Source organism: Methylobacterium sp. Leaf108, assembly GCF_001423265.1.
Classification (GTDB): Bacteria; Pseudomonadota; Alphaproteobacteria; order Rhizobiales; family Beijerinckiaceae; genus Methylobacterium.
On sequence record NZ_LMND01000012.1, the window covers coordinates 478,770 to 502,367 of the forward strand.

Below are 23,598 nucleotides of genomic sequence, written 5' to 3' on the forward strand. Positions count from 1 at the left end.
CCGCATCCTACCGGGCGACCAGGATGCCAGCCCGTGGCGACAGGCGCAGCCAGGGCACGCGGTCCGCCTCGAACCGACTGCGCGCCGCGCGCCGCCACAGGGGCGGGGCATGATCTCCCACGAGAAGGATCTCGGTCCGCGGGTTGGCCACGGCCAGGCGGGTCACCGCCGCGAACAGGTCCTGCCAGATCTCGGCCATGGCGCAGACCTCCGGATCTCCGAACGGGCCGCCACCGTCGTTGCAATCGTGGCGCCGCGTCGCCTGGCCGGGCTTGACCGGCACGTGGGAGTTCAGGGTCAGCCAGTAGACGAAGAGGGGGTCGCGGGCCTCCGCCATCGTCCGGCCGATCGTCTGCGCGATATCGACGTCGCAGGGCCCCGAGAAGGCGCTGCCGCACCGGCGCGGCGCGATGCCGGTGAGGGTCTCGCCGAAGGCGCTGCGGGCGAACCCGACCTGCGGATACCAGGCGGCACGGTCGCAGAACATCCGGCTGAAGCCATGCAGCGCCAGGGTGCTGTAGCCGTGCGCGGCCATCCGGTTGGGCAGGCAGGCGGTGGTTTCCCCGCTCGCCGCGATGTCGCCGTAAGCGGTGCGCGTGCGGCAGAGTTCACGGATCTCGCCGTGGGAGGTCGCCCCGAAGAAGGTCGTCGTGCCGCGGGTGACGTCGAACCGCTGGACCAGATCCGGCGCCTCGAAGGCGGAGAACAGGATGGCGCGAGCCCGGGCATCGCGCAGCACGCCGAGGCTCTCGACGACGACGAGGAGGACGTTGCGACCGGGCACCGCCGGGCTTGCGAGGGTGTCGAAGCCCGAGGCGATCACCGCCGATTCGAACGGCTGGCCGATGCTCGCGAGCGGACCCACCGCCTGGGCGAGCATGCCGTCGTCGCTCAGGTCTGCCACGCCCAGCGCGAGGGCCGCCGCGAGGAGGAGCGACCGGTTGCCCGCGGCCATCCGCCGACCGCACGAGGCCAGGACCGCGAGGTTGACGGCGAGGTGGACGCAAAGGCCGGCCAGCAAGGCGATGTAGAATGGTGACGCCAGCAGATCGACCTGCGCCAGCAGGCCGAGGTTGCGCCCCATCGCCCCGATCTCGATGAAGAACATCCGAGGGATGGTCATGGCGAGATCGAACAGGAGGAGAAGGGGAAACAGGGCGACCACGAGTGCCCTCGGCCAACGTCCGCAAGTGAGGGCGAGAATGGCGTAGGCCGTGATCGACAGCGTCCGGCACGGGAGCCCGAAGGCGAGTTCGGCGCCGAGCGCGAGGGCGTTGGGGAGGATCAGGCCGGCGGCCAGCAGCCACAGCGTCGGTCCGATCCGGAGCGTGCCCGGCGACGGCAGGCGTGACCACCATGGCGCCCGGTACGTCGCCGGCGCTGGCACCCCCACCGACGCTGCCATCGTGCCACTCCCCATCGTCCGGGATGCGACATCGACAGCCTTCCCGTGCAACCGATAAGTGCATCGACTCAGTATCGATCCCGTAAACGCGGGCGCGAAACGGCATGCACGGCGAGAAGAATGAGATTCGCCGGCACCTGCCGGTCAGTTTCCGTCGAGGAACGTCAGCATCAGGTCGTTGAAGCGGGCCGTCGCCTCCATGTGGACGAGATGGCCGATGCCGGGCAGCACCTCGGCGCGGCCGTTGGGCATCTTCGCGGCGAGGGCCTTCGCATGGGCCGCGTTGTCGCCCATCCGGTCCTTCAGGGCGGGCGGGGCGAAGGGTTTGCCCGGCGCATTGCGGTCGTTCTCGCCCATCACGAACAGGGTCGGGGCGGTGACGAGGGGGATCTCGTGCACCACCGGCTGGCCCCAGATGATCTGGTAGGAGTTCACGAAGGACTGCACCCAGCGCGGATACTCGCCCGAGCCCTTCACCCGCTCGCGCAACGCGACGAACGGCTCGATGGCGGAGGCGGGCAGCGACAGGGCGTAGTTCGTCATCAGCTGGCGGCGGTAGGCCTCGGCGGTGGCGTCGGTCTCGATCCGCAGCAGGGTGTCGTTGGAGACCGGCGGCACGAAGAACCGGTAGTCCTCCAGGCCGATCGGGGCTTCGAGGACCAGGGCATTGACCCGCGCCGGCGCGTTGCGGGCGAGCCGGACCGCGAGCATGCCGCCCATCGAATGGGCGACCACGTCGACCCGGGGCAGGCCGAGGGCATCGAGCAGCGCCACCGTCTCGGCCGCCATGGTGTCGAAGCTAAAGGGCGCCACCGGCTTCGACGACTTGCCGAAGCCGAGCTGGTCGGGCGCCACCACCCGGTAGCCACCGGCGCTCAGGGCGGCGATCACCGGCTCCCAGTAGCTCGACGGAAAATTGCGCCCGTGCAGCAGGAGCGCGGTGCGGCCGTTGGGGGTGCCCGAGGCCGGCACGTCCATGTAGGCGAGGCGCTGGCGCTCCCCATCGCGCATCAGGTCGAGGAAGCGCACCGGATAGGGATAGGCGAAGCCCTCGATCCCGATCCCGAGGGGAGCCTCGTCGGCCCGGACGGGAAGCGGCGCGAGGCCGAGCACGAGCGCCAGGCACAGGGCCGAACCGGTCAGCGCCGAGGACACGGCAGGGCCGCGTTTGGGGAAAGCCATGGGGAACTCCGGTGTGGCATGCCTTGAACGAGGCGGATGCGCGGTGACATAGGGCGGCACGGTCGCCGTACCGGCCATGGACACGCTCATGACGCAAGAGGCCGATACGCAAGCCGCCAGCGGGCCGGACGCTGCAAAGTCGATGGACGGCCTGCCGCCGCGCGAGCGGATGCTGGCGCTCCTGGCGATCGCGCTCGCCATGACCATGGCAGTGCTCGACGGGGCGATCGTCAACGTCGCCCTGCCGGTGATGGCCAAGGACCTCGGGGTGAGTCCGTCCGCGGCGATCTTCGTGGTCAACGGCTTCCAGATCGCGGTGACGGCCTGCCTGCTGCCGTTCGCGTCGCTGGGCGACATCCTCGGCTACCGCCGGGTCTACCTCGGGGGGCTGGTCCTGTTCACCGCCGCCTCGCTGGCCTGTGCCCTGTCGCCCTCGCTCGGCTGGCTGGTGGCGGCGCGGATCGCCCAAGGGGTGGGGGCGGCCGGGATAATGAGCGTGAACATCGCGCTGGTGCGCTTCATCTATCCGAGCCGGCTGATCGGGCGCGGGGTCGGCAACGTCGCCCTGATCGTGGCGATGGCCTCGGCGGCCGGCCCCACCGTGGCGGCGGCGATCCTGTCGGTGGCGACCTGGCCGTGGCTTTTTCTCGTCAACCTGCCCGTCGGGGTCGTCGCCTTCGCGGTGGCGTTGCGCACGCTCCCCGCCACGCCCCGCAGCGGCGCCCGGTTCGACGGGGTCAGCGCGGTGCTCAACGCGCTCAGCTTCGGCCTCCTCATCATCGGCATCGACGGCATCGGCCAGGCCGAGGGGCGCGCAATCGCCCTCCTCGAGATCGGCGCGGCGCTGGCCGTCGGCACGGTGTTCGTCCTCACGCAGCTGCGTAGGCCGGCACCCCTGCTGCCGGTCGATCTCCTGCGCATCCCCGCCTTCGCCCTGTCGATGGCGACCTCCGTCGCCTCCTTCGCGGCGCAGATGATGGCCTACGTGGCGCTGCCGTTCTACTTCCAGGACGTGATGCGGCTCTCCGAGACGCAGACCGGCTTCCTGATGACGCCCTGGCCCATCGCCATCGCGGTCATGGCGCCGATCTCGGGGCGGCTCGCCGACCGCTACGCGCCGGGCCTGCTCGGCGGCGTCGGCCTCACGCTCCTCGCCCTCGGGCTGGCCGCGGTGGCCCTGCTGCCGGCCGATCCGTCCGCCGTCGACATCGGCTGGCGCCTGACCCTGTGCGGCCTCGGCTTCGGGCTATTCCAGTCACCCAACAACAAGGTCATCATCACGAGCGCACCGCGCCACCGCAGCGGGGGCGCGAGCGGCATGCAATCGACGGCCCGCCTCACCGGGCAATCCCTCGGCGCGGCCCTGGTGGCGGTGATCTTCGGGCTCGGCCAAGGTCTCGGGCCCGGCCCCGCCATCACGGTCGCCCTGTGGTGCGCCTGCGGGCTGGCGGCGCTGGGCGCGGCGGCCAGCGTGATGCGGCGCCAGCCGCAGGGGTGACCTCCGCCAACCCGGCGGCCTCCGACGCGTTGTCGGGGTACGTCGACCAGCATCAGGAGTGGCCATGAACCTCGACCTCACCGGGCGTACCGCCCTCGTCACCGGCTCCACCGGCGGCATCGGCTACGCCATCGCCAAGGCACTGGCGGGCCTGGGCGCCACCGTCGCCGTCAACGGGCGTACCCCCGACCGCTGCGCCGACGCGGTGGCCCGCCTCAAGCGGGAGACCGGCTCGGGCGCGATCTTCGCCGCCCCCGGCGACGTCTCGGCGGCCACGGGCACGCAGGCCGTGGTGGCCGGCCTGCCGGCGGTGGACATCCTCGTCAACAACGCCGGCATCTTCGAGCCGAAACCCTTCTTCGAGATCCCGGACGAGGACTGGCAGCGGTTCTACGAGACCAACGTGATGAGCGGGGTGCGGCTGTCGCGGGCCTACACGCCCGGCATGGTCGAGAAGGGCTGGGGCCGCGTGGTCTTCATCTCCAGCGAATCCGCCGTGAACATCCCCGTGGAGATGGTCCACTACGGCATGACGAAGACCGCGCAGCTCGCCATCGCCCGGGGCCTCGCCGAGACGGTCTCGGGCTCGGGCGTGACCGTCAACAGCGTGCTGCCCGGCCCGACCCTGTCGGAGGGCGTGGCCGACTTCATGAAGGCGATGGCCGAGGGCAGCGAGAATCCGGACCTCGACGCGATGGGCAAGGCTTTCGTTGCCGAGCACCGGCCGACCTCGCTGATCGGGCGGCTCGCCACCGTGGACGAGGTCGCCAACATGGTCGCCTACGTCTGCAGCCCGGCGGCCAGCGCCACCAGCGGCGCGGCCCTGCGTGTCGACGGCGGCGTGCTGCGCAACATCGCCTGACGGAAGACCCCGGACACGACGACGCCCGGTCCGTGACGGACCGGGCGTGGTTTTCGGTTGGGTCGGAAGCGGACCGTCAGGCCGACTTGAGATGGGCCGCGAGGTGCTTGTTCATCTCGAACATCGTGCACTTGTCCTTGCCGAAGACCTTCTTGAGCTTGTCGTCGGCCAGAATCTCGCGCTTGTTCTCGGGGTTCTGGAGATTGTGTTTCTTGATGTACTCCCAGACCTTGCTGACCACTTCACCGCGCGGCAGCGAGGCGGCGCCGACGATGGCGGCGAGTTCCTCGGTGGGCTTGAGGGGCTGCTGCAGGGCGTTGGGCTTGGCGGCCTTGGTCTCGGCGGCCTTGCCATCGGAGCCCTTGGTCTCGGCTGCCTTCTTCCCCTTGGGAGCGGCGGCCGCCTTCTCGGTGGCCTTCGGTGCGGTCTTGGTAGCCATGGCTTCCCTCCGGATGTGGCTGCGAGCGCCAGTCGATCCGTGGCCCAAGGCCTCGGGGCGCATAGCTGCAACAACTAAGCGGTGACCACCGCGTTCCAAGGGGAAATCACCGCCAGCGCGATCGTCATCCACAGATGGTGAAGACGGAGCGACCTGGAAGACCCATTCCGCGCGCCGCGGCGGCCGCCCGGCGGAACCTCGCGGCCCGCGACGGGCTTCCCCTTCGGCAACAGCGAACCCGCGCCGGCCCGGCCCCGTCGGCGCCACTCCAGGAGACCGCATGCCCACGGACCTGCCCGCCTCGCACCGCCCGCCGCAGGACGATCAGGAGCGGATTCTGCGCGCCCCCGGATCGCTCGAACTCGACCCCGCCGCCGAGGACATCGGCACCGACGAGACCGCGCGCCTCATCGCCTCGACCCGCGTCGAGGGCACCGCGGTCTACGACCAGGAGGGCACGCACCTCGGCGCAGTGAAGAGCGTCATGCTCGACAAGGTCTCGGGTCAGGTCGCCTACGTCGTGCTGGCCGCCGGCGGCTTCCTGGGGCTGGGCGAGAGCCTGCACCCGCTGCCCTGGCGCTCCCTGCGCTACAGCGTCGAGCTCGGCGGCTACGTGGTCGAGATCGACCGCGACGCCCTGGAGCAGGCGCCCGGGGACGGTCGCGACCAACCCCTCCTGGCGAACGACATGCCGACTTCGGGCGGCGAACCACGCCTGTAGCCACCATGCCCGGACGGCGAGCGGACGACGCCGAGACGTCCGGGCTAGCCGCCGGTCCCATGTCCCGGCCCGATGTCATCGTCCTGCCTCGCGGGGGACGGTGAACGCATCGACGAGCGCTCCGGCTCGACCGAGAGCGCCGTGGGCCCGTGCGGGTACCGCTTGAAAGGCAGCGACAAGGTCGGCAGGCCGTCGCTTCGACGGCGGCGGATGATCGTCTCGCTCTCGTGTTCCGCGGGAACGGCTACGACGAGACTTCGCCGGCCCGGGGCCCCGCTCGACGCCACACCGGTCTGCCTCAGCGAGGAAACCCGCGATGGCGGTGCAGCCAACGCATTCGAGGTCGGCCTGAGCGTGCAATCCGCCCCGTGGGATTCGATCTTGTCAGCACCGGCCGTCCAGCCTAGGTCCGGATGCGCAAGCAACGCAAGACGTACATTGGAATGTTTATCATTCTTACCTGCGTAGCGACACGGCGATTGATGCGACATTATTGAAGGCATCGATTTTTTGTCCGACAATGGCGGTCGATGGAATTCCGGCTCCGACGCCGAGGCATGAGGTTTTTGCAGTGTCGAACACCACCTCGACCTCGATCCGCAGCGGATCTCGCCTCGTCGGTGGAGCCAGGATCGCCGGACGGGTCGCCCTGGCAACGGGAGGAGGCTACGGGATCGCCGCGCTCGTCACCGCGCTCCTGTCGCTGACGCTGCCCCTGTCGCGGCCCGAGGCGGTGACGACGGCGACGCTTCTCAGCTTTGCCGTCATGGCGGGGGTCGTCGTGCTGGTCTTCGCGATGCGCTCCCTCCTGCGGGCGACCGTCATGACGGCGGGTGCCGCAATCGTCATCGGCGGGAGCCTGTGGCTGGTGGCCTCCGCGGGAGCGGGATTCTGATGCCGGCCGCCCTCGTTCTCAACCTCGGGCTGGGTTTTGCGGCGCTCGCGGCCCTCTGCCTGAGCCTGGACCGGCACCACAGGGAGGTGTTCCGGTCGAGGCCGGGAAAACGGCGGGTCGTCGCCCTGCGCCTGGCCGGATGGGTCGGCATCGGCCTGTCCCTGCTCCTGACCGGGCACGTGGAAGGCTGGGACCTCGGGCTCGTCGGATGGATCGGTGCGCTGACGGGGGCGGCCGTCGCCCTCGTCCTGCTGCTGTCCTATCGTCCCCGCATCGTTTATCCGGCCGGCGCGGGAGCATTCCTCGTCGGAGCGTGCGCGGGTCTGCTGCTCTTGTTGCGCTGAGGCCGATCCGGCCGGGCGTGACAGGACGTGTTCTTCAAGAGACCGTCATCGTCGGCTCGATCGGGCGGTCCGAAGCCTTCCGCCGCGGGGCTTCGTAGCGGACGACCTTGCGGGCCGCGAGGGCGAACAGGGCCGCCAGCATCAGCATCGCGGCGTCGAACCAGGCGAAGAGCGGATCGCCGCCGGATCGGCGCAAGGGGTGACCGGGCGTCGTGAGGACGTCGGCGGCGACGACGGCCAGGCACAGGAGCGCGACCGCGGCGAGGCCCTCGCACCAGGCCCGCCGCTCCGGGCGGGCGAGCGGCAACACGGCCGCGACGATCCAGGCGGCGAAGAACGCCTGGACCTCCCGATCCCCCCGTCCGGCGAGGTCCACGGGCAGGAGCCGGTTGGCGAGGAAATAGACGGCGACCGCCGCCGGAAGACCCACGATGCTGCCGACGTTCAGCGCCTGGACGAGGCGCAGGCCGAAGAAGGGTCGCTCGGCCGCTTTCGGCAGGCGCGCCAGCGACCACAGGACGATCCCGGTCGCGATCATGGCGCAGCCCATCACGCCGCACAGGAAGAACAGCAGGCGCAGGGCCGTGCCGGCGAACTGCCCTTCGTGCAGGCCGGTCATGACCGTCAAGGTCTTGGCTGCGGGCTCGAGGCCGCCGTTGCGGACCTCGAGGATCTCGCCGCTCACGCCGTCGAAGGCGATCTGGGGCTGCTCGTGGGAAATGCCGTGCGGCTCCTCGAACATCGCCACCACGGTCGCCTTGGCATCGCCCTGGTTCGCGATCGTCAGCCGCTCCAGCCTCTCCGGCACGGTGGCGAGCGCCCGCGCGACGAGCGGCCCGACCGGCGCGAGGGCGGCGGGCTTTCCACTCGGCGGGCGGGCCGTCGTGGTCCAGCCGGCCTCGGCGAAGAAAGTCCTGGCCTCGCCCTTGTAGGCCGCGGTCACACCCCACGGCATGTAGAACGTCGCCAGCGTCACGAACCCCGTGTAGGTGATCATCAGGTGGAACGGCAGCGCCAGGACGCCGGTGACGTTGTGGGCGTCGAGGAAGCTGCGCCGGGACGCCTTGTCCCGGCGGAAGGTGAAGAAGTCGGCGAAGATCCGCTTGTGGGTGACGATGCCGGAGATCAGCGCCACCAGCATGATCATGGTGCAGACGCCGACCGCCCAGCGCCCCCAGAACGACGGCAGATGCAGTTCGAAGTGGAACAGATAGAGGAAGTCGCCGCCCTCCGTGTCCCGCACGGCGGCCGGTGCGCCGGTGCGCGGATCGAGCAGGACGTGGCCCGGCGGCTCCCCGGGCCGGTTGCGCCAGAACAGGTCGAGCACCGGGTGATCGGGCCGGGGCATGCCAACGAGCCAGGTCCTGGCTTTGGGCGCGTGCTCCTTGAGATAGGCCACCGCCCGCTCGGCGGCCGCGGCGAGTTCCGGCCCCTGCACCGCCTCGACCTGGGCGAGTTCGGGGCGCATCCAGCGGGAGATGTCGGTGCGGTAGTAGCTCGCGGTGCCCGTCACGAAGACGGCGAACAGCACCCAGCCGACGACGAGGCCGGACCAGGTGTGCAGCCACGCCATCGACTGGCGAAAGCTTCCTGTCACGATGCGGTCCCCCCACCGGGGGCGAGGATCGTCGCGGGTCCGATCGTCATCGCAGGCCTCAGAAGTCGAAGGATGCGGACAGGATGAACGTGCGGGGCGCCCCCACCGCGAGGAAGCCGCGGGCGGCCGACGCCCAGTACGAATCGTCGAGGAGGTTCTCGACGATGGCGCGGACGACGACGGGCTTGCCGTTCACGCCCTCGAAGACGTAGCGCAGGCCGGCGTCGAAGCGGGTCCAGTCCGGCACCGACTGCGTGTTGGCCTGGTTGTAGAACTGGCCGCTCGTGTAGATCGCCCGGCCGGTCAGCGTCAGCCCCGGCGCCAGCCACGGCGGCAGGTCGTACTCGCCGTAGAGGTTGAACGCGGTGTCGGGGACGCCGGGCGCGGCATTCCCGTCGAACTGGCGCCCCAGGGTGTTGACGAGCTTGGCGTCGATGAGGGTGACGCCGCCGAGCAGCCGCACGCCGGCGAAGGGCTCGCCGAACACATTGAACTCGATGCCGCGGTTGCGCTGGAGGCCGCTGACGGAGAACCGCCTGGTGGTGGGATCGGTGAAGGCGCTCGGCTGCTCGATCTCGAACAGCGACGCCGTGACCGCGACGGTGCCGAAATCGTACTTGGCGCCGACCTCCTTCTGCATGTTCACCGTGGGGGCGAAGATCTCGTTGGCGTTGACGGCCACGGTCGGTGCGGTCGCCCCCGGCACCAGGGCCTCGATATAGTTGCCGTAGAACGACAGCGCGTCGAAGGGGCTGAAGACGACGGCGATGGCCGGAGTGATCTTGCCCTCCTTGTATTGCGACGTCGGCGACCCCTGGGTCGGGCCCGGGAGCGCCACGAAGCCGTTCTGGTCGATCTCCTGGTAGCGCCCGCCCAGCGTCAGCAGGAAGCGGTCGCCCGCGAGGGAGAGGGTATCGGCGATGGCCACGCTGCGCGCGGTGAGGTCGGCGAAAATGGGCTGTCCGCCCGAGCGAGGGAATCCGATCGTCGGGACGGAGCCAGACGGCAGGTAGACCGGGTCGTAGATGTTGGTCTGGTAGCTGGGGAGCCGCGGTGCGGTGTAGCCGCGCGAGAAATTGCCGTTGTAGGCCTCGACGGCCGAGACGTTGAACCGGTGGCCGACGAACCCCGTCTCGAACTGGGAGCGCAGCCCGACTTCGATGCTGCGGCCCTGAAGCTCGGTGGGAGAGATGGACAGCGTGTTCGTCGCCCGGCCGGTCGGGCTCGTGATCTGATAGAAGGAGGACAGGGAATCCTCGTTGTAGCGGCTGATGCCGCCGGCGGCGTAGACCGTCGTGTCCGGCAACAGGTCATATTCGACCCGCCCTGCCAACATATTGTACGACGAATCGTAGTACTCGAAGGAATTCGAGGTGTTGCGTCGATTGTTCGGCGCCCGGGGAATCGCGATATTGGCCGCCGCCGAGTTGAAGAGCGACGACGGTGCCGTGACGTTCTGCTTCGAATGCGTCAGATCGAGCGCGGCGCGGAAACGGTCGCCACGGTAGTCGAGGCCGACCGCGAGGTTGCTGACCTCGAGAGCGTTCTTGTCGAGCGGTGTCGCGCCGTTGCGGTAGGCGCCGTTGAAGCGAACGCCCCATTCCTTGAACGCCCCGTAGCGGCGGCCCACGTCGAGATGCGTCCCGACCTGCGCGTCGCTCGTGTAGAAGGTGTTGATCCGCGTCAGCGGTTCGTCGAAGGCGCGCTTGGGGACGAGATTGATGGTGCCGCCGACCCGGCCGGTCCCGCCGCTCAGGAGCGCGGTCGGACCCTTGAGGATCTCGACCCGCTCGATGCCCTCGAGCTGCGTGCGGCGCGGATTGGCGATGTAGAACAGGCCGTCGAAGGCGGTATCGAGGTTGGTGACCGAGAAGCCGCGGATGAAGAACGAGTCGCGATCGCTGAACGCCGGAGCGTCGTTGCGGACCGACGGATCGTTGAGCACGACGTCGGACAGCGTCCGGGCCTGCTGATCGCCGATCAGCTTGTTGGTGTAGCCCGTGACGTTGAAGGGCGTCTTCAGGACCGAGCGATTGCCCAGGAAGCCGACACGGGTTCCGGACCCGACCTGGCCGCCGGCATAGGGGACGGGGGGCTGTCCCACGGTGCCGGACGAGGGCGGCTGGCCGCCGACGACGCCGCGGCCCTGGACCTGCCCCTCGACGCGCAGCTCTTCGAGCGTCACCGCGTCCGCACCCTGCGCGCCGAGCTGGACGTAGCGCGGATTGACCGGAGCGATCGTCGAGGCGTCGACCCGTCGGAGGGTCGGGCCGGCACCGCCGCCTGCGACCGCCGCCTGGGTCATCACCCCCATGGACACGCCGGCGAGGGCGACCCACGCCGTCCGCCTGTATGATCCACGTACGCACAACGCCATGTCAAAACCCCCGTGATGTGTCCGCCGATCGGCCCGCTGCGCACGATCGCCGGCGCCAGCGAGGCGGCGCTTTTCCAAATTAAGCAACTCCTCCAACAGGTTATATCTATTCCAGCCTGGCATCGGTCGGCACGGCAAGTCGCTGACCTCCCTCACGAATCGTGCCGTCGTCGACGCCGGATGAGAAATAGAACAGTTATAAGATACATTTCATTTAGAGGCGCCGTTGCAGGCAAGACACACGCTCGATACGTTATTATGGAAGTATTCTAATCGATAGATGCTTGCAAAGCGCCACGTTTTTCTGGAACAAGAGCGTGCCATTCGCGATTGGGCCGTGATGACCCTCGCCCTGCGTGAAGGCGCATCCGAGGACACCGGCCGCCGATGATCGCCGGGCCATGCGGAACCGCTCGGTGGGCCGAATACGGGAGGCGCCCGACGTCGTGGCGTTGCCGAAACGCGTCGACCGGAAGATTGGGCGCCCGACAAGCACGGCATATGGATCGGACAAACGAGCTTCCGAACGATAACCCAAACGTGAAAGCCATCGTAAATGACGCCAGCCGCATTGGTTTGCGATAAAAATGGAAATCGACGAATTCCAATCTATCGTTTTTGTCTTGACGTCGTTTCTACGATCGATCATTTCATGCCAAACATCCAATAAATAGTACATGATGCTATCTTAAAATAATATCTATCAATATATGATCTCTATATCAGCGATATCAATACCCATATTGGGCGTGCAATAGAGATGATTCGACGGTTTTATTTCTTTCGTTGGATCTTCGCGACGATCGGCATGGGGAGGAGAATGCCATTGACGAAAACAGGAGGCGCCCGGGTCGTCATCGCGACTTCACGCAACCGCGAATTCGCCGGCGGGGCGATCTCGTACCGGCCGGTGCGCAGCCCTGCGGCCGCGCGCGAAACGATGGCCCGCCGTGCCGCATCGTCGGAGCGACGTGTCGCTCCGCACCGTCCTGAGGCGATGGAGACGTCGCGCAGGATGCCGACCGTCGGCCGGTAGACCGTCCGATCCCCTCGCGGCCGTCCTCGGCCGCGCCGCCTGGCAACCCGAGGCCTTCGCCACCCCAAGGCCTCGCCACCCCAAGGCCTCGCCACCCCAAGGCCTCGCCACCCCAAGGCCTCGCCACCGAAGGCCTTCGCCGAGGATCGATCCTCATGCCACCATCGTCCCAGCCCATTGCCGAGGCGGCGGCCTTTCGCAGTTTCGCGAACGGCTACCTGCGCGAGATCGATCCCGGCATCCGGGTCCGTCATGCCCTGCCGGACAGGCCGCCGGCAGCCTGCGTGGAATGGAACCTGCGCAGCCAGCGCATCGCGATCCGCGCCGAAATCCGCTCCCCTTCGCTGTGCGGCGCGCAGATCTTCGGCCGCCTCTGGACCCGTCATCTCCACGAGCCCCGCTGGCGTTCGGTCGCGCCGATGCGCGCGATCCAGGACCTCCTCGGCGAGGCCTATGCGCGCGTGGACGAAGGATCGGGGGAGACGGCCCGCGGGCGCGAGCTGGAACTGCTCGGGCGCGTGCTCGACAGCTACCGCGAGACCGCCCGCCAGCTCGATCTCGCCCGAGAGGCGACGGCCGACGACACGAGCTTCATCGGGGCCGACCGCGCGCTGGTTTTCGGACACTGGCTCCACCCGACGCCCAAGAGCAGGCAGGGTCTCGCGTCCTGGCAGGCGCGAGCCTATGCGCCCGAGGAAGCGGGCACGTTCCAACTCGCCGTCTTCGCCGTCCGTGCGGACCGCGCCCGGCACGATTCGGCAGGGTCCCGCTCCGCGCCCGAGGTCGCGCTGGAGCTTCTCGGCGCCGATGCGGCCCGGGTGCCGCTGCGGCCGGGCGAGATCGCCGTGCCGATGCATCCGCTCCAGGCCGAGGCCCTGATGCTGGAGCCGCACGTCGCGACGATGGTCGATGCGGGCGTGCTGAGGCGCCTCGGCGCCTTCGGCCCCCGCTTCACAGCGACCTCCTCGCTCCGGACCGTCTACGCGCCGGAGAGCCCCTGGATGGCGAAGTTCTCGCTTCCCGTCACCCTCACCAACTCGCTGCGCGTCAACCGGATCGCCGAACTCGAAGCCGGCGTCGCCATGGCCCGGCTCATCGCGCGCAGCGGGTTCGCTGCGCGCCATCCCGCCTTCCGGATCCTCTCCGACCCGGCCTATCTCACGCTGCGCTGCCCCGACCGCGAGGAGAGCGGCTTCGAGACGGTGTTTCGCGAAAACCCGTTCCGCGATGGGGCCGAGCGGGGCGTCGCCACCCTGGCGGCCCTGACCGCCGAGCCGCTTCCGGGCCGCCCCTCACGGCTCGAGACCCTGCTGCGCCATCTCCGCGACGACGGCACCGCGCCGTCGAAGGCCGCCCGAACCTGGTTCGGCCTCTACCTCGATTGCATGCTGGAGCCCGTGGTCGCGCTCTACGACGCGCACGGGATCGCACTGGAGGCGCATCAGCAGAACGCGCTCCTCGACGTCTCCACCGGCTGGCCGCGCCGGGGCTTCTACCGCGACAACCAGGGCTTCTACCTGTCGGAGTCGGCCCGCCCGCGGCTCCTGCGCCTCGCGCCCGAGACCGCCGCCATCGCCGGGCTCTATTTCGAGGACGGCGAGGTCCGCCGCCGCCTCGCCTATTATCTCGTGGTCAACCAGATCTTCTCCGTGATCTCCCGGATGGGGCACGACGGGCCGGTCGGCGAGGATATCCTCGTCGACGACCTCGCCGACCGGTTGGAGGCGATGGCCCGCCGCATGACGGGACATGGCCGGGCCTTCGCCCGCGCGGTGCTGCAGGGGCCGACCCTCTGCACCAAGGCCAACCTGCGCGTGCGCCTGTCCGATCGCGATGAGCTGGCCTCGGGCGACGGCAGCGGCAACTACATCGACATGCCCAACCCGCTCCGCCTGCGCGCGGCGGCTCGGACGGAGGCCGGCCATGCCCTCGCCTCTTGAGACGGCATGCGCGCGCGATGAGCGCGTCCTTCGGACGGTTTGCGCGCGTGATGAACGCGTCGTGCGGACGATTTGCGCGCCCGATGAGCGCGTCGTGCGGACGGCTTGCGCGCCCGAGCTGCGCGTCCTGCGGCAGCTGGCGGAAGCGATCCTGTTCGAAGGGCTCGGCGAGCATGACACCGCCCGCGACGAAACCTCAGGACGGCTGGCCTCAGGACAACTGACTTGGCGCGCCGGCGGGCGCCGCTTCCGCGCCACCGGCGCGATCGGCCCGTTCGGGCGCCCCCGCCTCGATCCGTCGACCCTCGAGACGGCCGAGGCCGGGGGAGCGTGGCGCCCGGCCGACCTCGCGGCACTCGTGGACGCCCTGCCGGCGCCCCCCGAGCGCCGGGAACGCCTGCTCGCCGAGTTGCGCCAGACGGTGGAACTCTGCCGCTGGAACGCCGAGACCCTGTCCCCGCCGGACCGCCGCGCCCTCCCCTTCGCGACCCTCGACGGCGCCGTCTGGGAGGGACACCCCTACCATCCCTGCTTCAAGGCACGCACCGGGTTCACCCTGGCGGACCATCGCCGCTACGGCCCCGAATGCGCCGAGCCGTTCCGGCTCGAATGGCTGGCCGTGCGCAAGGATGCGATCGCCCTCTCGCTGCCGGGCGCGCAGGCCGGGTTCCACAGCGCCGAACTCGGCCCGGACTGGGACGTGCTGGAGCGGCGCCTCGTCGAGGCCGGCCATGCGTTCGACACCCACGCCCTCCTGCCCGTCCATCCCTGGCAGATGCGCCACCTCGAAGAGGGACCGCTGCGGCCGTGGCTGGCGGAGGGCCGCGCCATCGCGCTGGGCGTCGCCGGGCCGCGCTACCGCGCCAGCCAGTCCCTGCGCACGCTGCACAATCTCGACGACCCGCGCGCGGGCAGCGTGAAGCTCGCCCTGAGCGTCGTCAGCACGTCGAGCCTTCGTACCCTGGACCCGCGTTTCGTGCTCACCGCCCCCGCCCTCTCGGCGTGGCTGGCGGGGATCGTCGCGGGCGATCCATTGCTGCGCGGCCGCTACCGGATGGACGTCCTGCGCGAATACGCGGCCGCGCTCGTCGACCGGGACGGACCGTTCGCGGGCCGGCTCGCCGCGATCTGGCGCGAGAGCGTCGCGCTGTCGCCCGGCGAGGCCGCCCTGCCCTTCAACGTCCTGGCGACGCGCGAGCCGGATGGCACCGCCTTCGTCGCCCCCTGGCTCGCGCGCTACGGCCTGCGGGCGTGGCTCGACCGATGGGTCGAGGTCGCGGTGCTGCCGGTCTGGCATCTTCTGGTGGCCCACGGGGTCGCGCTGGAAGCTCACGGCCAGAACATGATCCTGGTGCATCGCGACGGCTGGCCGGAACGAGTGATCCTGCGCGACTTCCACGAGAGCGCGGAATACGGGGCCGATTTCGTATCGGATCCCGCCCGCGTGCCGGATTTCGGCGCCATCGATGCCGCCCATGCCGGTCCGGTGGACGATCGCTTCCACGCCATGCGCTCGCCCGCCGTCCTCGGCGAACTCGTCACCGACAGCCTGTTCGTCTTCAACCTCTGCGAGGTCACCGATCTCGTCCATCGCACGCATGGGCTCGACGAGACGGATTTCTGGCGACGCCTCGGCCACCGCCTGAAGCGCCATGCGGCCGAGCACGGGCTGGAGGACCGGCTGGCCCGGCTCGCCATCGACGCCCCGCGGCTGCGGGTCGAGGCGCTGCTCTCGCGAAAGCTCGGCCTCGACGAGGAACGGTGCAGCCGCCTCGTGCCCAACGCCCTCTTCCCCTCCCCCAGCGATTCCTCGGGACACCCCATGATCGAGATCGACGGACGCAACGTCGGTGCGGACGAGATGGATGCCGCCATCCGGCGCATCGCAGAACAGGCGCGCCTGTGCGGCGGCGGCGAGCGCATCGCCGCGCGCTTTCGCGACACCGCCGAGGGCCTCGCGCTCATCCTCGCCGCGCGCCGCATCGGCGTCACGCTGCTGCCGATCCACCCGGCCGTGCCTGACGAAGGCGCGCGGCGGCTCGCCGAGCGCGCCGGCTGCCACCGCCTGTTCCTCGACACGCTGGACGGCGAGGTTTTGGGCGGTGCCCCGCCGCCGGTTCCGGGCGAGGGCCGGCTCCTCCAGATGAGCTCCGGCACCACGGGCGAACCCAAGTGCATCGCCCGCCCCTGGAGTGCGGTGGAGCGCGAGATCGAGAGCTACGTCGCGGCCTTCACCGAGCCGGACGGGATGACCCCGGTCGTCGCCTGCCCGATCACCCATTCCTACGGGCTGATCTGCGGGCTCCTCGTCGGCCTGCGCCGCGGCCGCGCGCCGGTGGTGGTGGACACCACCAACCCGAAATACCTCCTGCGCCGCCTGCGCGAGATCGACCGCCCGCTGCTCTACACCTCGCCGGCCATGCTCCACACGCTCGCCCGGCTGCTGCCCGAGGGCGAGTCCATCCACGCCGCGATGGTCTCGGGCACGCTGCTTCCCGCGCCCTGGTTTTCGGCCATCCGGGCCCGCGTCGTCCACCTGTTCCAGCAGTACGGCTGCTCGGAAGCGGGCTGCATCGCCGTCAATCCGGACCTGCGACGGGCAGACGCGATCGGCTACCCGCTGCCCCATCACCGCGTCCTGGCAGGCGCGAGCGCCGAGGGGCCCGCCGAAATCGTGGTGGAGGGCGAGGACGGCCCGGTCCGCACCGCCGATCTCGGCCACCGGCGGCCCGACGGCATGCTCGTCTTCGTGTCGCGCATGGACGACACCATCAACGTGTCCGGCCTCAACGTCTATCCCGGCGAGGTCGAGGACGTGGTGATGGCGATGTCCGGCGTCACCGATGCCGTGGCCTTCGCGCGTCCCGATCCCTTCGCCGGCGAGCGGGTGACGCTCCTGTTCAGCGCCGACGCGCCGGTGCCGCCACGCGCGCTCCAGGACTGGTGCCGCCGCTGGCTCGCCGGCCACCAGGTGCCGGTCGAGGCGGTGCAGGTGCGCGCGATCCCCCGTCAGGCCAACGGCAAGATCTCTCGCCGCGAGGTCGCCGACCGGTACGAAAACGGCCGCCTCGGCGACCTCGTCGCGGAGGCCGTGGCATGAACCGGGACACCGTCGTCGCGGCCATCGGCACGATCCTGCGCGAGGAGATGAACCACCCCCACCTCGATCGGTTCGGGCCGGACGCGCGGCTGAACGAGGACCTCTATCTCGACTCCGTCCAGCTCCTCCAGCTCATGCTGTCGCTGGAAACGAGCCTCGCCCTGTCGATCCCGGAGGAGGCCATCGGGCGGCAGGACCTCTCCACCGTCGCCGACCTCGCAGCGCTCCTGGCTCCGGGCGGGCAGGACGACCGGGCGGCCGCAGCCGGCGAACCGGCGGCGCCCGCGGACGGCGTCCACGGCGAAATGCCCTACGACCTCAAGATCCACTGCTTCGTCAGCTGCCTGTGCGACGGGCTGAAGGCGCGCGGCATCGACCACCGCCCCTTCTACTTCCTGATCTGGGATGCCGAGTTCGCGATCACCGACGGCTTCCGGCTCGCCTACCACTCGGACGCCATGGACCACGAGTCGTTCCGCTACTGGTTCGAGCGGCTCTACGGCGTGCCGCTGCTGGCCTGGTACGACCACTCCCGCTCCAAGGACCGGAACGTGGCGACCCTCCTCGAGTGCCTGGAGCGACGCCCGCCGGACGAGTGCATCATGGTGATGCTCGACATGTTCCACCTGCCGGAGCGCGAGAACAAGTTCAACCAGAACCCCTTCCCGCATTACCTGCTGGTGGAGCTCTCGGAGGATCCCGCCGTCTGGAAGGTGCGCGATCCCGATTTCCGCTGGGAAGGCCCGATCGCGCGCGACACGCTCCTGAACGCCATCCGCCAGCCGAGCGTCGCCGGCGGCTACCGGTTCGATCCCTCGCTCGGCCATCCCCCGGCGGATGCCGACCTCGCGGCCTTCTTCGAGGCCTGCTTCCGCCCCGAGGCCAACCCGCTGATCGACGCGGTGCGCGCCATCGTCTCGGCCCATGCCGAGGGCCGCGGCGGCCTCGCCCTCGCCGATGTCGACGGGGCGCTGCGCGAACTGCCGGTGATCACCATCCGCAAGTGGGCCTACGAGCACGGCTTCGCCTTCTTCTGGCGCGCCCTGGGCTGGCCGGACAGCGCGTTCCAGCGGATCTGCGACGAGATCGAGGCGCTGGTGAACGGTCTGACGGCCCTGCACTACGCCGTCTTGAAGCTCGCCAGGACCCAGGATCCGGCGCAGGTCGCCCCGATCCTCGCCAAGCTCGACGCGCTCGACGCGGTGGAGCTCTCCCTCAAGCGTCGGCTCGGGGACGCCTACGAAGCGTGGCGCGAGGCCCGTCTCGGCCTCGGCCGTCCGTCCTCCCGCCGCGAAAGGCTGACCGCATGAGAGTCTCGCTCTGCACCATCAGCTTTCGCCACCACCTCCTGTCGATCGGCGAAATCGCCCGTTTCGCGCGCGGCAGCGGCTTCGACGGCATCGAGCTGTGGGGGGTGCATGCGCGCAACCTCGGCCCGGGCGATCACGGCGAATGGCTCGCGGCCTACGGCCTGCGCGTGCCGATGCTGAGCGACTACCTGCCGCTCGACGCGCCGCCCGAGGTTCTGATGGAGCGAACCGCCGGCCTGTGCCGGCTCGCCCGGCAGTGGCGGGCGCCGCGGCTTCGCACCTTCGCCGGCACGAAAGGCAGCGCGACGACATCGCCCGAGGAGCGCGCCCTGATGACGACCCGCCTGCGGGAATCGGCGAGCCACCTGGCCGACCACGGCATGCGGCTCCTCGTCGAGACGCACCCCGACACCCTGGCCGACACCGCCGCATCGCTCATGCGCCTCCTCGATGAGGTCGACCATCCGGCGCTCAAGGTGAATTTCGACGCGCTCCACGTCTGGGAAGGCGGCGACGATCCGCTCGCGGCGCACGACGGCCTCGCGGAGCACATCGACTATTATCACCTCAAGAACGTCCGGGCCCGCCCCGACCTCGGCGTCTTCGAGCCGGCCAACGTCTACGCCGCGGCCGGGCGACGCGACGGCATGACCGGACTTTTCGAGGGTGCGCTGGACTACCGGTCGTTCCTGGACGCCCTGGACCCGAACGCCGAGGCCTCCCTCGAATGGTTCGGCGATGCCTGCTTCTCCGTTCTGCCGACCGACCTTCTCGCGCTGCGCGACGTCACCGCCAGGCGCCGCAACGCGCTCGGGTTCCAGATGGATATCGCCGGGTGACCGGATGTCGATCGGCGCATCGAGAGCCGAGCATCGCGCCCAAGACGATCAACGCCAGTTCTACGGAAGAAGACATGCTCCAATCCCGTGCCGTCGTCCCCACCCCCCATGCGAGCCGCTACCTCCAGCAATTGTGCAAGCACTGGGCGCACAGGTTCGAGACCGCGTTCACCGACTCGGACGGCCGCATCGCGCTGCCGCTCGGCGAGACCCGGCTCAGCGCCAGCGCCGAGGCCCTGACCATCGACCTGACGGCGCGGGACACCTCCGACTTGTCCGGCCTCCGCGATGTCGTCGCGCGTCACGTCGAGCGTTTCGCGTTCCGCGAAACGCTCCGCTACGACTGGACCGAGGCGGCCTCCGGCACGCGCGATGCCAAGGAGCCGTCGCAGTGACCCACCCCCAAGGCAGAACGGACGTGATCACCCGCGCCATGCGCCAGGGGGACGCCGCGGACCTCTTCGAAATCTACAACCAGCCCGCCTTCCGCTTCGGAACGTTGGCGCTGCCTTACGAATCCTTCGAGGCCGTCAAGACATGGGCGGTGCCGCGCTCGCCGCGGGATCTCCACCTGGTCGCGGAACGGGACGAGCGCGTCGTCGGCGCGGCGGCCCTGCGCCCGTTCTACGGACGGCGTGCCCATGCCGCAGAGTTCTGGCTCGCCGTCCATGAGGATTTCATGGGCGCCGGCATCGGCTCGCGTCTCCTCGCCGCGATGATCGACACGGCCGACAACTGGCTCAACATCAACCGGATCGAGATGACCGTCTTCGTCGACAACGCGCGGGCGATCGCCCTCTACAAGAGGTTCGGTTTCGAGATCGAGGGCACGCACAAGGCGGCGAGCTTCCGGAACGGCGCGTTCGTGGACGTGCATTGCATGGCACGCGTGAGATTCCCGCAGGCGATCTGAGACCCCGTTTCATAGGGTTCGGCGATCCGAAAGCCTTGAACACGACGTCTTAGCGAAATCCGGACACGATGACGCCGGCCGGCCTGGTCAACACATGCCCCACACGCCCTATGTCGTGTGATCTCACCGATTGAGATCTGAACCATGTGGTATCTCTACGGCTTCGTGCTGCTCGCTGGAGTGGCCAATGCCGTTCAAGCCGGACAGAACGGGGCGCTGTTCAAGGGGTTGGACGAGTCGCTGACGGCCGGGCTGGTTGTTGTGGCTGGTACCGCTACCTGCATCCTTGCCGTGGGATTGATCTTCGGCAAACTCGCGTGGCCAACGGCGGCCCAGGTCTTGGCGATGCCCTGGTGGGCGTGGTTCGGAGGTTTCCTCGGCGGAGGCATCATCCTGGCCCAGTTCGTCGTTGCCCGGCAGATCGGGGCCGCGCCGTTCCTTGGAATGCTCGTGACCGCCGGCGTGATCACCTCGATCTTGCTGGATCATTTTGGATGGGTCGGCTTCGATGAGCACCCTGCCAGCCTATGGCGGATCCTTGGTGGCCTTCTGATGATTGCTGGCGTCGCGCTCGTTGCGCTCTTTTAGTCGATTCTGGACTTGAATCGACGTGTGTCGTCTGCATCGCGCAGAACGATGCGGGATCAGAGCTGGCCTCAGGACCGATACGCATCGCACGCCACCCCGCCGCAGAACATCCACTCGCCCGCCCGGTCGTTGACGCACGTGCGGGCATCATCGCGCGATCCGGGCAGATGGTAGATCCGCTGGCCGCCGGCCGAGATGTTGCCCTCGATCGTGCAGCCGCTCTTACCGGTCGGGGGCGTTACGATCTCTGTCCGCCTGTCCTCGCCCCCGGCACGTTGGGCCGGCGCCACTCGGATGGCTCCCAGAATGGGCCAACCCATATCCCGGTCCGTAGCGCTTTGGCCGTCAGCCTGGCATTCACGTCGTCTTCGCCACGGCGTCGGTACGCGACAGCGTGGCCTCCGCGGGCCGTCCAAGCGTTCGGATCCCCGCCCTCGATCCCACACACGGCCAAGCCCCGGCCGTAGCGGTCGGTATCGCGCGGATCGCAAGCGAGAGACCGCTCGCCGATCCGTTCGGCGAGCGCCAAGGACGCTGCCTCGCCGCACCGGCAATCCTTGCCAGCCACGTCCTTTCAGCGCTGCCCGCTCTCGGGCCCGTCGACGCCGTGCAGCCGGATCCGCATGCCGCGGACGTCGAGCGTGTCTCCGTCGATCACCGCGGCACGACCGACGACCGGCTCGGCAAGAACCGGTGTGGTGCGAAGGAATGTGACACCGGGAGCGGACCGTGCCTTACACGTCTTTGTTTGCGGCGGAAGCGACGAGACGTGGGGTTTGTTGATGCTGTACAACCCGCCACTCTTCATGTGCGAGTCGGCGATAGGTCGAGGTGCAGTGCGCTTCGTAGGTTTCACCGTCTTTCGTCGCCTTGACGGTGTAGGCGATGACGATCAATCCCTCTTGCGGCCTGGCTATCTGTCCATTGTCGATTTCCACGTTGGCCCACCGCGGTGTGTTCGCAACGGCCTCGATTGCTTGCCTGCCGGTGAAAACGTAGGGCGGTTGCGGCAATGCCATCAGGCATTCATTGTCTACCAATTCGCGATAATGATCGGCGCCACCCGTCCACAGGCTCTTCTCGAACGACCAGACCCGATCATCGTCCATCGTGCTCTCCTTGCGACTGTCCAACGTCGAGAGAAGCTGGGGGTGAGGGGATCGTTCCTGTTCGGGGTGCGCTTTCGCCATCGACACCACCGCGGCCGCGACGCGCTTCAAGACGCCTTTGGTAGGTCGATCTCGTTTCCGGCGACTTCGGCTTGCAGGTCGCCGCCTTGCCGGGCGAGCGAATGGATCCCTTCGCCCTGCCATGCGATGACGTAGCCGAGGTCGCCCATGGCTTCGTCGAGCAACGAGGTCGAATCGTCGCCGCACATCGAGGAGTGCTCCTCGAGCTTGGTGCGGATCTGAGCGATGACACGGTGATCGGGTGCTCCGTGCTTGGCCCAATAGGCGTCAAGCACGTTCATGGCTTGGTTGACGGTCTCGATCACGGCGGCACTCCGACCTCGGTGCGATGGCATATGGTGGTCCCTCATCCTCGGGCCTATGGCGCCGGGTCGATGAGCGTGCCGCTAGCGGGCTTCTCGATGCCCGGGGCCGACCCTGCGAGGCGGGCGACATCGCGCCGACTTGCCTGCCCCCAGGGCTGCGCCATCTCCGTGGGCGACGGCATTGCCGTCTTCTGCTCGCAGTGAACTCCTCTTCCCCGTAGGCCGCATGGCAACCTTCTTCACGGCCGACACGCACTTTGGCGATGCGCCTCTCGTGCACCGGCGCCGGAATGCTTTCGGCTCCGTCGAGGGTCATGACGAGGCGCTGATCGATCGCTGGAACGCGGTCGTCGGAGCATCTGACGAGGTCTGGCACCTCGGTGACTTCGCCGCCGGCGCCAGCCGTGAGCATTGTGCCACCGTGTTCGCCCGCCTCAACGGCATCAAGCGCCTCGTGCGCGGCAACCACGATACGAACCGCGTGCTCGACCTTCCGTGGGCCGATCCGCCCGTCGAGAGCGCTCGCATCACCGTACAGGACGCCGAGGGCCGGCCATGGCGGCTCTTCCTCTCACATTATCCGCACCGGTCCTGGCCGGGGTTCTGGCGGGAAACCCGCCACCTCTATGGCCACACGCATGCTTGCCTGCCGGACACCAGCCGGTCGTGTGATGTCGGCGCTGACGCCTGCGACTATCGACCCGTCGGTCTCGGGCGCCTTCTCGCACGCCAGGAGGCGGCCGAGAATCCGCCGGAGGAGATGGCGATACGGGGCCTCCGCTGAGGTGACCCTGACCCACCAAACCGGTCCAAGCCGAGCGCACGGTTTTCGGGCATCCTGAACCCTGAAGAAGGGTGGATGCCATGCCTCGCGAACGCTTCACGAACGAACAGATCGCCTACGCCCTGCGGCAGGACCGCCCGGCCCGGAACGTGGGCTCCATCCAGCGGTTCGGGTCCCCGGGGAACGGTTCCCCGGAGCGCCACGGCCTTGCAGGCACCGACATCAGTCTTTCGTTTCCTCGTCGCGGAGAGCGAGCCTCGGGAAGCCCGTGAG

The 23,598-nt window shown here is 69.0% G+C and carries 20 protein-coding genes; 13 read left to right on the top strand and 7 right to left on the bottom strand.

The genetic code is table 11. From position 1 onward, the window contains the following. Positions 1-7: 7 nt before the first annotated feature. Positions 8-1,405 (bottom strand): hypothetical protein, encoded by a 1,398-nt coding sequence (locus tag ASF39_RS10460; protein WP_056283420.1) that lies wholly within the window; start codon positions 1,403-1,405, stop codon positions 8-10. Between the two features lie 144 nt (positions 1,406-1,549). Then, positions 1,550-2,587 carry an alpha/beta fold hydrolase gene (locus ASF39_RS10465; protein ID WP_056283423.1) on the bottom strand — a complete coding sequence of 346 codons (1,038 nt, stop codon included), beginning with the start codon at positions 2,585-2,587 and terminating at the stop codon, positions 1,550-1,552. Positions 2,588-2,675: 88 nt separating this feature from the next. Here ASF39_RS10465 and ASF39_RS10470 point away from each other — a divergent pair, with 88 nt between their 5' ends. Both ASF39_RS10470 and ASF39_RS10475 read left to right on the top strand, forming a co-directional pair. After that, positions 2,676-4,085, top strand: coding sequence for an MFS transporter (locus tag ASF39_RS10470; protein ID WP_244472346.1), 1,410 nt, complete (start codon positions 2,676-2,678; stop codon positions 4,083-4,085). Between the two features lie 64 nt (positions 4,086-4,149). Beyond that, entirely contained in the window at positions 4,150-4,947 is a 798-nt protein-coding gene (locus ASF39_RS10475; protein ID WP_056283431.1) for an SDR family oxidoreductase, read from the top strand. Between the two features lie 76 nt (positions 4,948-5,023). On the opposite strand, the gene ASF39_RS10480 is transcribed toward ASF39_RS10475, so the two are convergent. Further along, positions 5,024-5,386, bottom strand: a complete 363-nt coding sequence (locus ASF39_RS10480; protein ID WP_055887078.1) for an SWIB/MDM2 domain-containing protein — start codon at positions 5,384-5,386, stop codon at positions 5,024-5,026. Between the two features lie 280 nt (positions 5,387-5,666). On the opposite strand from ASF39_RS10480, the gene ASF39_RS10485 reads away from it, so the two are divergent. The 3 genes from ASF39_RS10485 (at position 5,667) to ASF39_RS10495 (ending at position 7,346) form a co-directional block, all read left to right on the top strand. Continuing rightward, positions 5,667-6,107: a PRC-barrel domain-containing protein gene (locus tag ASF39_RS10485; protein ID WP_055887082.1), complete on the top strand. Its 441-nt coding sequence runs from the start codon at positions 5,667-5,669 to the stop codon at positions 6,105-6,107. Between the two features lie 571 nt (positions 6,108-6,678). Continuing rightward, a complete protein-coding gene (locus ASF39_RS10490; RefSeq protein ID WP_244472347.1) occupies positions 6,679-7,002 on the top strand; it encodes an iron transporter in 324 nt (107 codons plus the stop codon). Then, positions 7,002-7,346 (top strand): DUF3325 domain-containing protein, encoded by a 345-nt coding sequence (locus ASF39_RS10495; protein WP_055887085.1) that lies wholly within the window; start codon positions 7,002-7,004, stop codon positions 7,344-7,346. The genes ASF39_RS10490 and ASF39_RS10495 overlap by 1 nt, the downstream gene beginning before the upstream one ends. Before the next feature lie 34 nt (positions 7,347-7,380). Here the strand turns inward: ASF39_RS10495 and ASF39_RS10500 are convergent, their stop codons facing one another. After that, complete coding sequence (locus ASF39_RS10500) at positions 7,381-8,943, bottom strand: PepSY-associated TM helix domain-containing protein (RefSeq protein WP_056283433.1); 1,563 nt, start codon at positions 8,941-8,943, stop codon at positions 7,381-7,383. Positions 8,944-9,001: 58 nt separating this feature from the next. Next, complete coding sequence (locus ASF39_RS10505) at positions 9,002-11,248, bottom strand: TonB-dependent siderophore receptor (protein ID WP_244472348.1); 2,247 nt, start codon at positions 11,246-11,248, stop codon at positions 9,002-9,004. A 1,263-nt stretch (positions 11,249-12,511) separates the two neighbouring features. Between ASF39_RS10505 and ASF39_RS10510 the strand changes: the two genes are divergently transcribed. From ASF39_RS10510 to ASF39_RS10540, 7 genes are all read left to right on the top strand, one after another. Next, positions 12,512-14,296 (top strand): IucA/IucC family protein, encoded by a 1,785-nt coding sequence (locus tag ASF39_RS10510; protein WP_056283435.1) that lies wholly within the window; start codon positions 12,512-12,514, stop codon positions 14,294-14,296. Positions 14,297-14,390: 94 nt separating this feature from the next. Further along, entirely contained in the window at positions 14,391-17,396 is a 3,006-nt protein-coding gene (locus ASF39_RS10515) for an IucA/IucC family protein (RefSeq protein ID WP_244472349.1), read from the top strand. Beyond that, positions 17,393-18,706 carry a DUF6005 family protein gene (locus ASF39_RS10520; protein WP_056283437.1) on the top strand — a complete coding sequence of 438 codons (1,314 nt, stop codon included), beginning with the start codon at positions 17,393-17,395 and terminating at the stop codon, positions 18,704-18,706. The genes ASF39_RS10515 and ASF39_RS10520 overlap by 4 nt, the downstream gene beginning before the upstream one ends. Continuing rightward, complete coding sequence (locus ASF39_RS10525) at positions 18,703-19,545, top strand: sugar phosphate isomerase/epimerase family protein (protein WP_056283440.1); 843 nt, start codon at positions 18,703-18,705, stop codon at positions 19,543-19,545. The genes ASF39_RS10520 and ASF39_RS10525 overlap by 4 nt, the downstream gene beginning before the upstream one ends. A gap of 74 nt (positions 19,546-19,619) precedes the next feature. Further along, positions 19,620-19,940, top strand: coding sequence for a DUF2218 domain-containing protein (locus ASF39_RS10530; protein WP_056283444.1), 321 nt, complete (start codon positions 19,620-19,622; stop codon positions 19,938-19,940). A gap of 38 nt (positions 19,941-19,978) precedes the next feature. After that, the gene (locus tag ASF39_RS10535; protein WP_056283605.1) at positions 19,979-20,458 is read left to right on the top strand and encodes a GNAT family N-acetyltransferase; all 480 of its coding nucleotides are present in this window, start codon (positions 19,979-19,981) and stop codon (positions 20,456-20,458) included. 144 nt (positions 20,459-20,602) lie between these two features. Then, positions 20,603-21,046, top strand: a complete 444-nt coding sequence (locus tag ASF39_RS10540; RefSeq protein ID WP_056283447.1) for a DMT family transporter — start codon at positions 20,603-20,605, stop codon at positions 21,044-21,046. A 734-nt stretch (positions 21,047-21,780) separates the two neighbouring features. On the opposite strand, the gene ASF39_RS20410 is transcribed toward ASF39_RS10540, so the two are convergent. Both ASF39_RS20410 and ASF39_RS10550 read right to left on the bottom strand, forming a co-directional pair. Continuing rightward, on the bottom strand, positions 21,781-22,266 hold the full coding sequence (locus ASF39_RS20410; protein ID WP_244472350.1) for a DUF4440 domain-containing protein: 486 nt from the start codon (positions 22,264-22,266) through the stop codon (positions 21,781-21,783). After that, positions 22,263-22,541, bottom strand: a complete 279-nt coding sequence (locus ASF39_RS10550; RefSeq protein WP_056283450.1) for a hypothetical protein — start codon at positions 22,539-22,541, stop codon at positions 22,263-22,265. The genes ASF39_RS20410 and ASF39_RS10550 overlap by 4 nt, the downstream gene beginning before the upstream one ends. 226 nt (positions 22,542-22,767) lie before the next feature. On the opposite strand from ASF39_RS10550, the gene ASF39_RS10555 reads away from it, so the two are divergent. Continuing rightward, positions 22,768-23,325 carry a metallophosphoesterase gene (locus tag ASF39_RS10555; RefSeq protein WP_056283453.1) on the top strand — a complete coding sequence of 186 codons (558 nt, stop codon included), beginning with the start codon at positions 22,768-22,770 and terminating at the stop codon, positions 23,323-23,325. Positions 23,326-23,598 lie beyond the last annotated feature (273 nt).

Coding starts and splice junctions, on each gene's coding strand:
- ASF39_RS10465 (WP_056283423.1), bottom strand. CDS start 2,587: ATGGCTTTCCCCAAACGCGGCCCTGCCGTGTCCTCGGCGCTGACCGGT.
- ASF39_RS10525 (WP_056283440.1), top strand. CDS start 18,703: ATGAGAGTCTCGCTCTGCACCATCAGCTTTCGCCACCACCTCCTGTCG.
- ASF39_RS10530 (WP_056283444.1), top strand. CDS start 19,620: ATGCTCCAATCCCGTGCCGTCGTCCCCACCCCCCATGCGAGCCGCTAC.
- ASF39_RS10460 (WP_056283420.1), bottom strand. CDS start 1,405: ATGGCAGCGTCGGTGGGGGTGCCAGCGCCGGCGACGTACCGGGCGCCA.
- ASF39_RS10470 (WP_244472346.1), top strand. CDS start 2,676: ATGACGCAAGAGGCCGATACGCAAGCCGCCAGCGGGCCGGACGCTGCA.
- ASF39_RS10495 (WP_055887085.1), top strand. CDS start 7,002: ATGCCGGCCGCCCTCGTTCTCAACCTCGGGCTGGGTTTTGCGGCGCTC.
- ASF39_RS10480 (WP_055887078.1), bottom strand. CDS start 5,386: ATGGCTACCAAGACCGCACCGAAGGCCACCGAGAAGGCGGCCGCCGCT.
- ASF39_RS10505 (WP_244472348.1), bottom strand. CDS start 11,248: ATGACCCAGGCGGCGGTCGCAGGCGGCGGTGCCGGCCCGACCCTCCGA.
- ASF39_RS10485 (WP_055887082.1), top strand. CDS start 5,667: ATGCCCACGGACCTGCCCGCCTCGCACCGCCCGCCGCAGGACGATCAG.
- ASF39_RS10535 (WP_056283605.1), top strand. CDS start 19,979: ATGCGCCAGGGGGACGCCGCGGACCTCTTCGAAATCTACAACCAGCCC.
- ASF39_RS10555 (WP_056283453.1), top strand. CDS start 22,768: ATGGCAACCTTCTTCACGGCCGACACGCACTTTGGCGATGCGCCTCTC.
- ASF39_RS10520 (WP_056283437.1), top strand. CDS start 17,393: ATGAACCGGGACACCGTCGTCGCGGCCATCGGCACGATCCTGCGCGAG.
- ASF39_RS10540 (WP_056283447.1), top strand. CDS start 20,603: ATGTGGTATCTCTACGGCTTCGTGCTGCTCGCTGGAGTGGCCAATGCC.
- ASF39_RS10475 (WP_056283431.1), top strand. CDS start 4,150: ATGAACCTCGACCTCACCGGGCGTACCGCCCTCGTCACCGGCTCCACC.
- ASF39_RS10510 (WP_056283435.1), top strand. CDS start 12,512: ATGCCACCATCGTCCCAGCCCATTGCCGAGGCGGCGGCCTTTCGCAGT.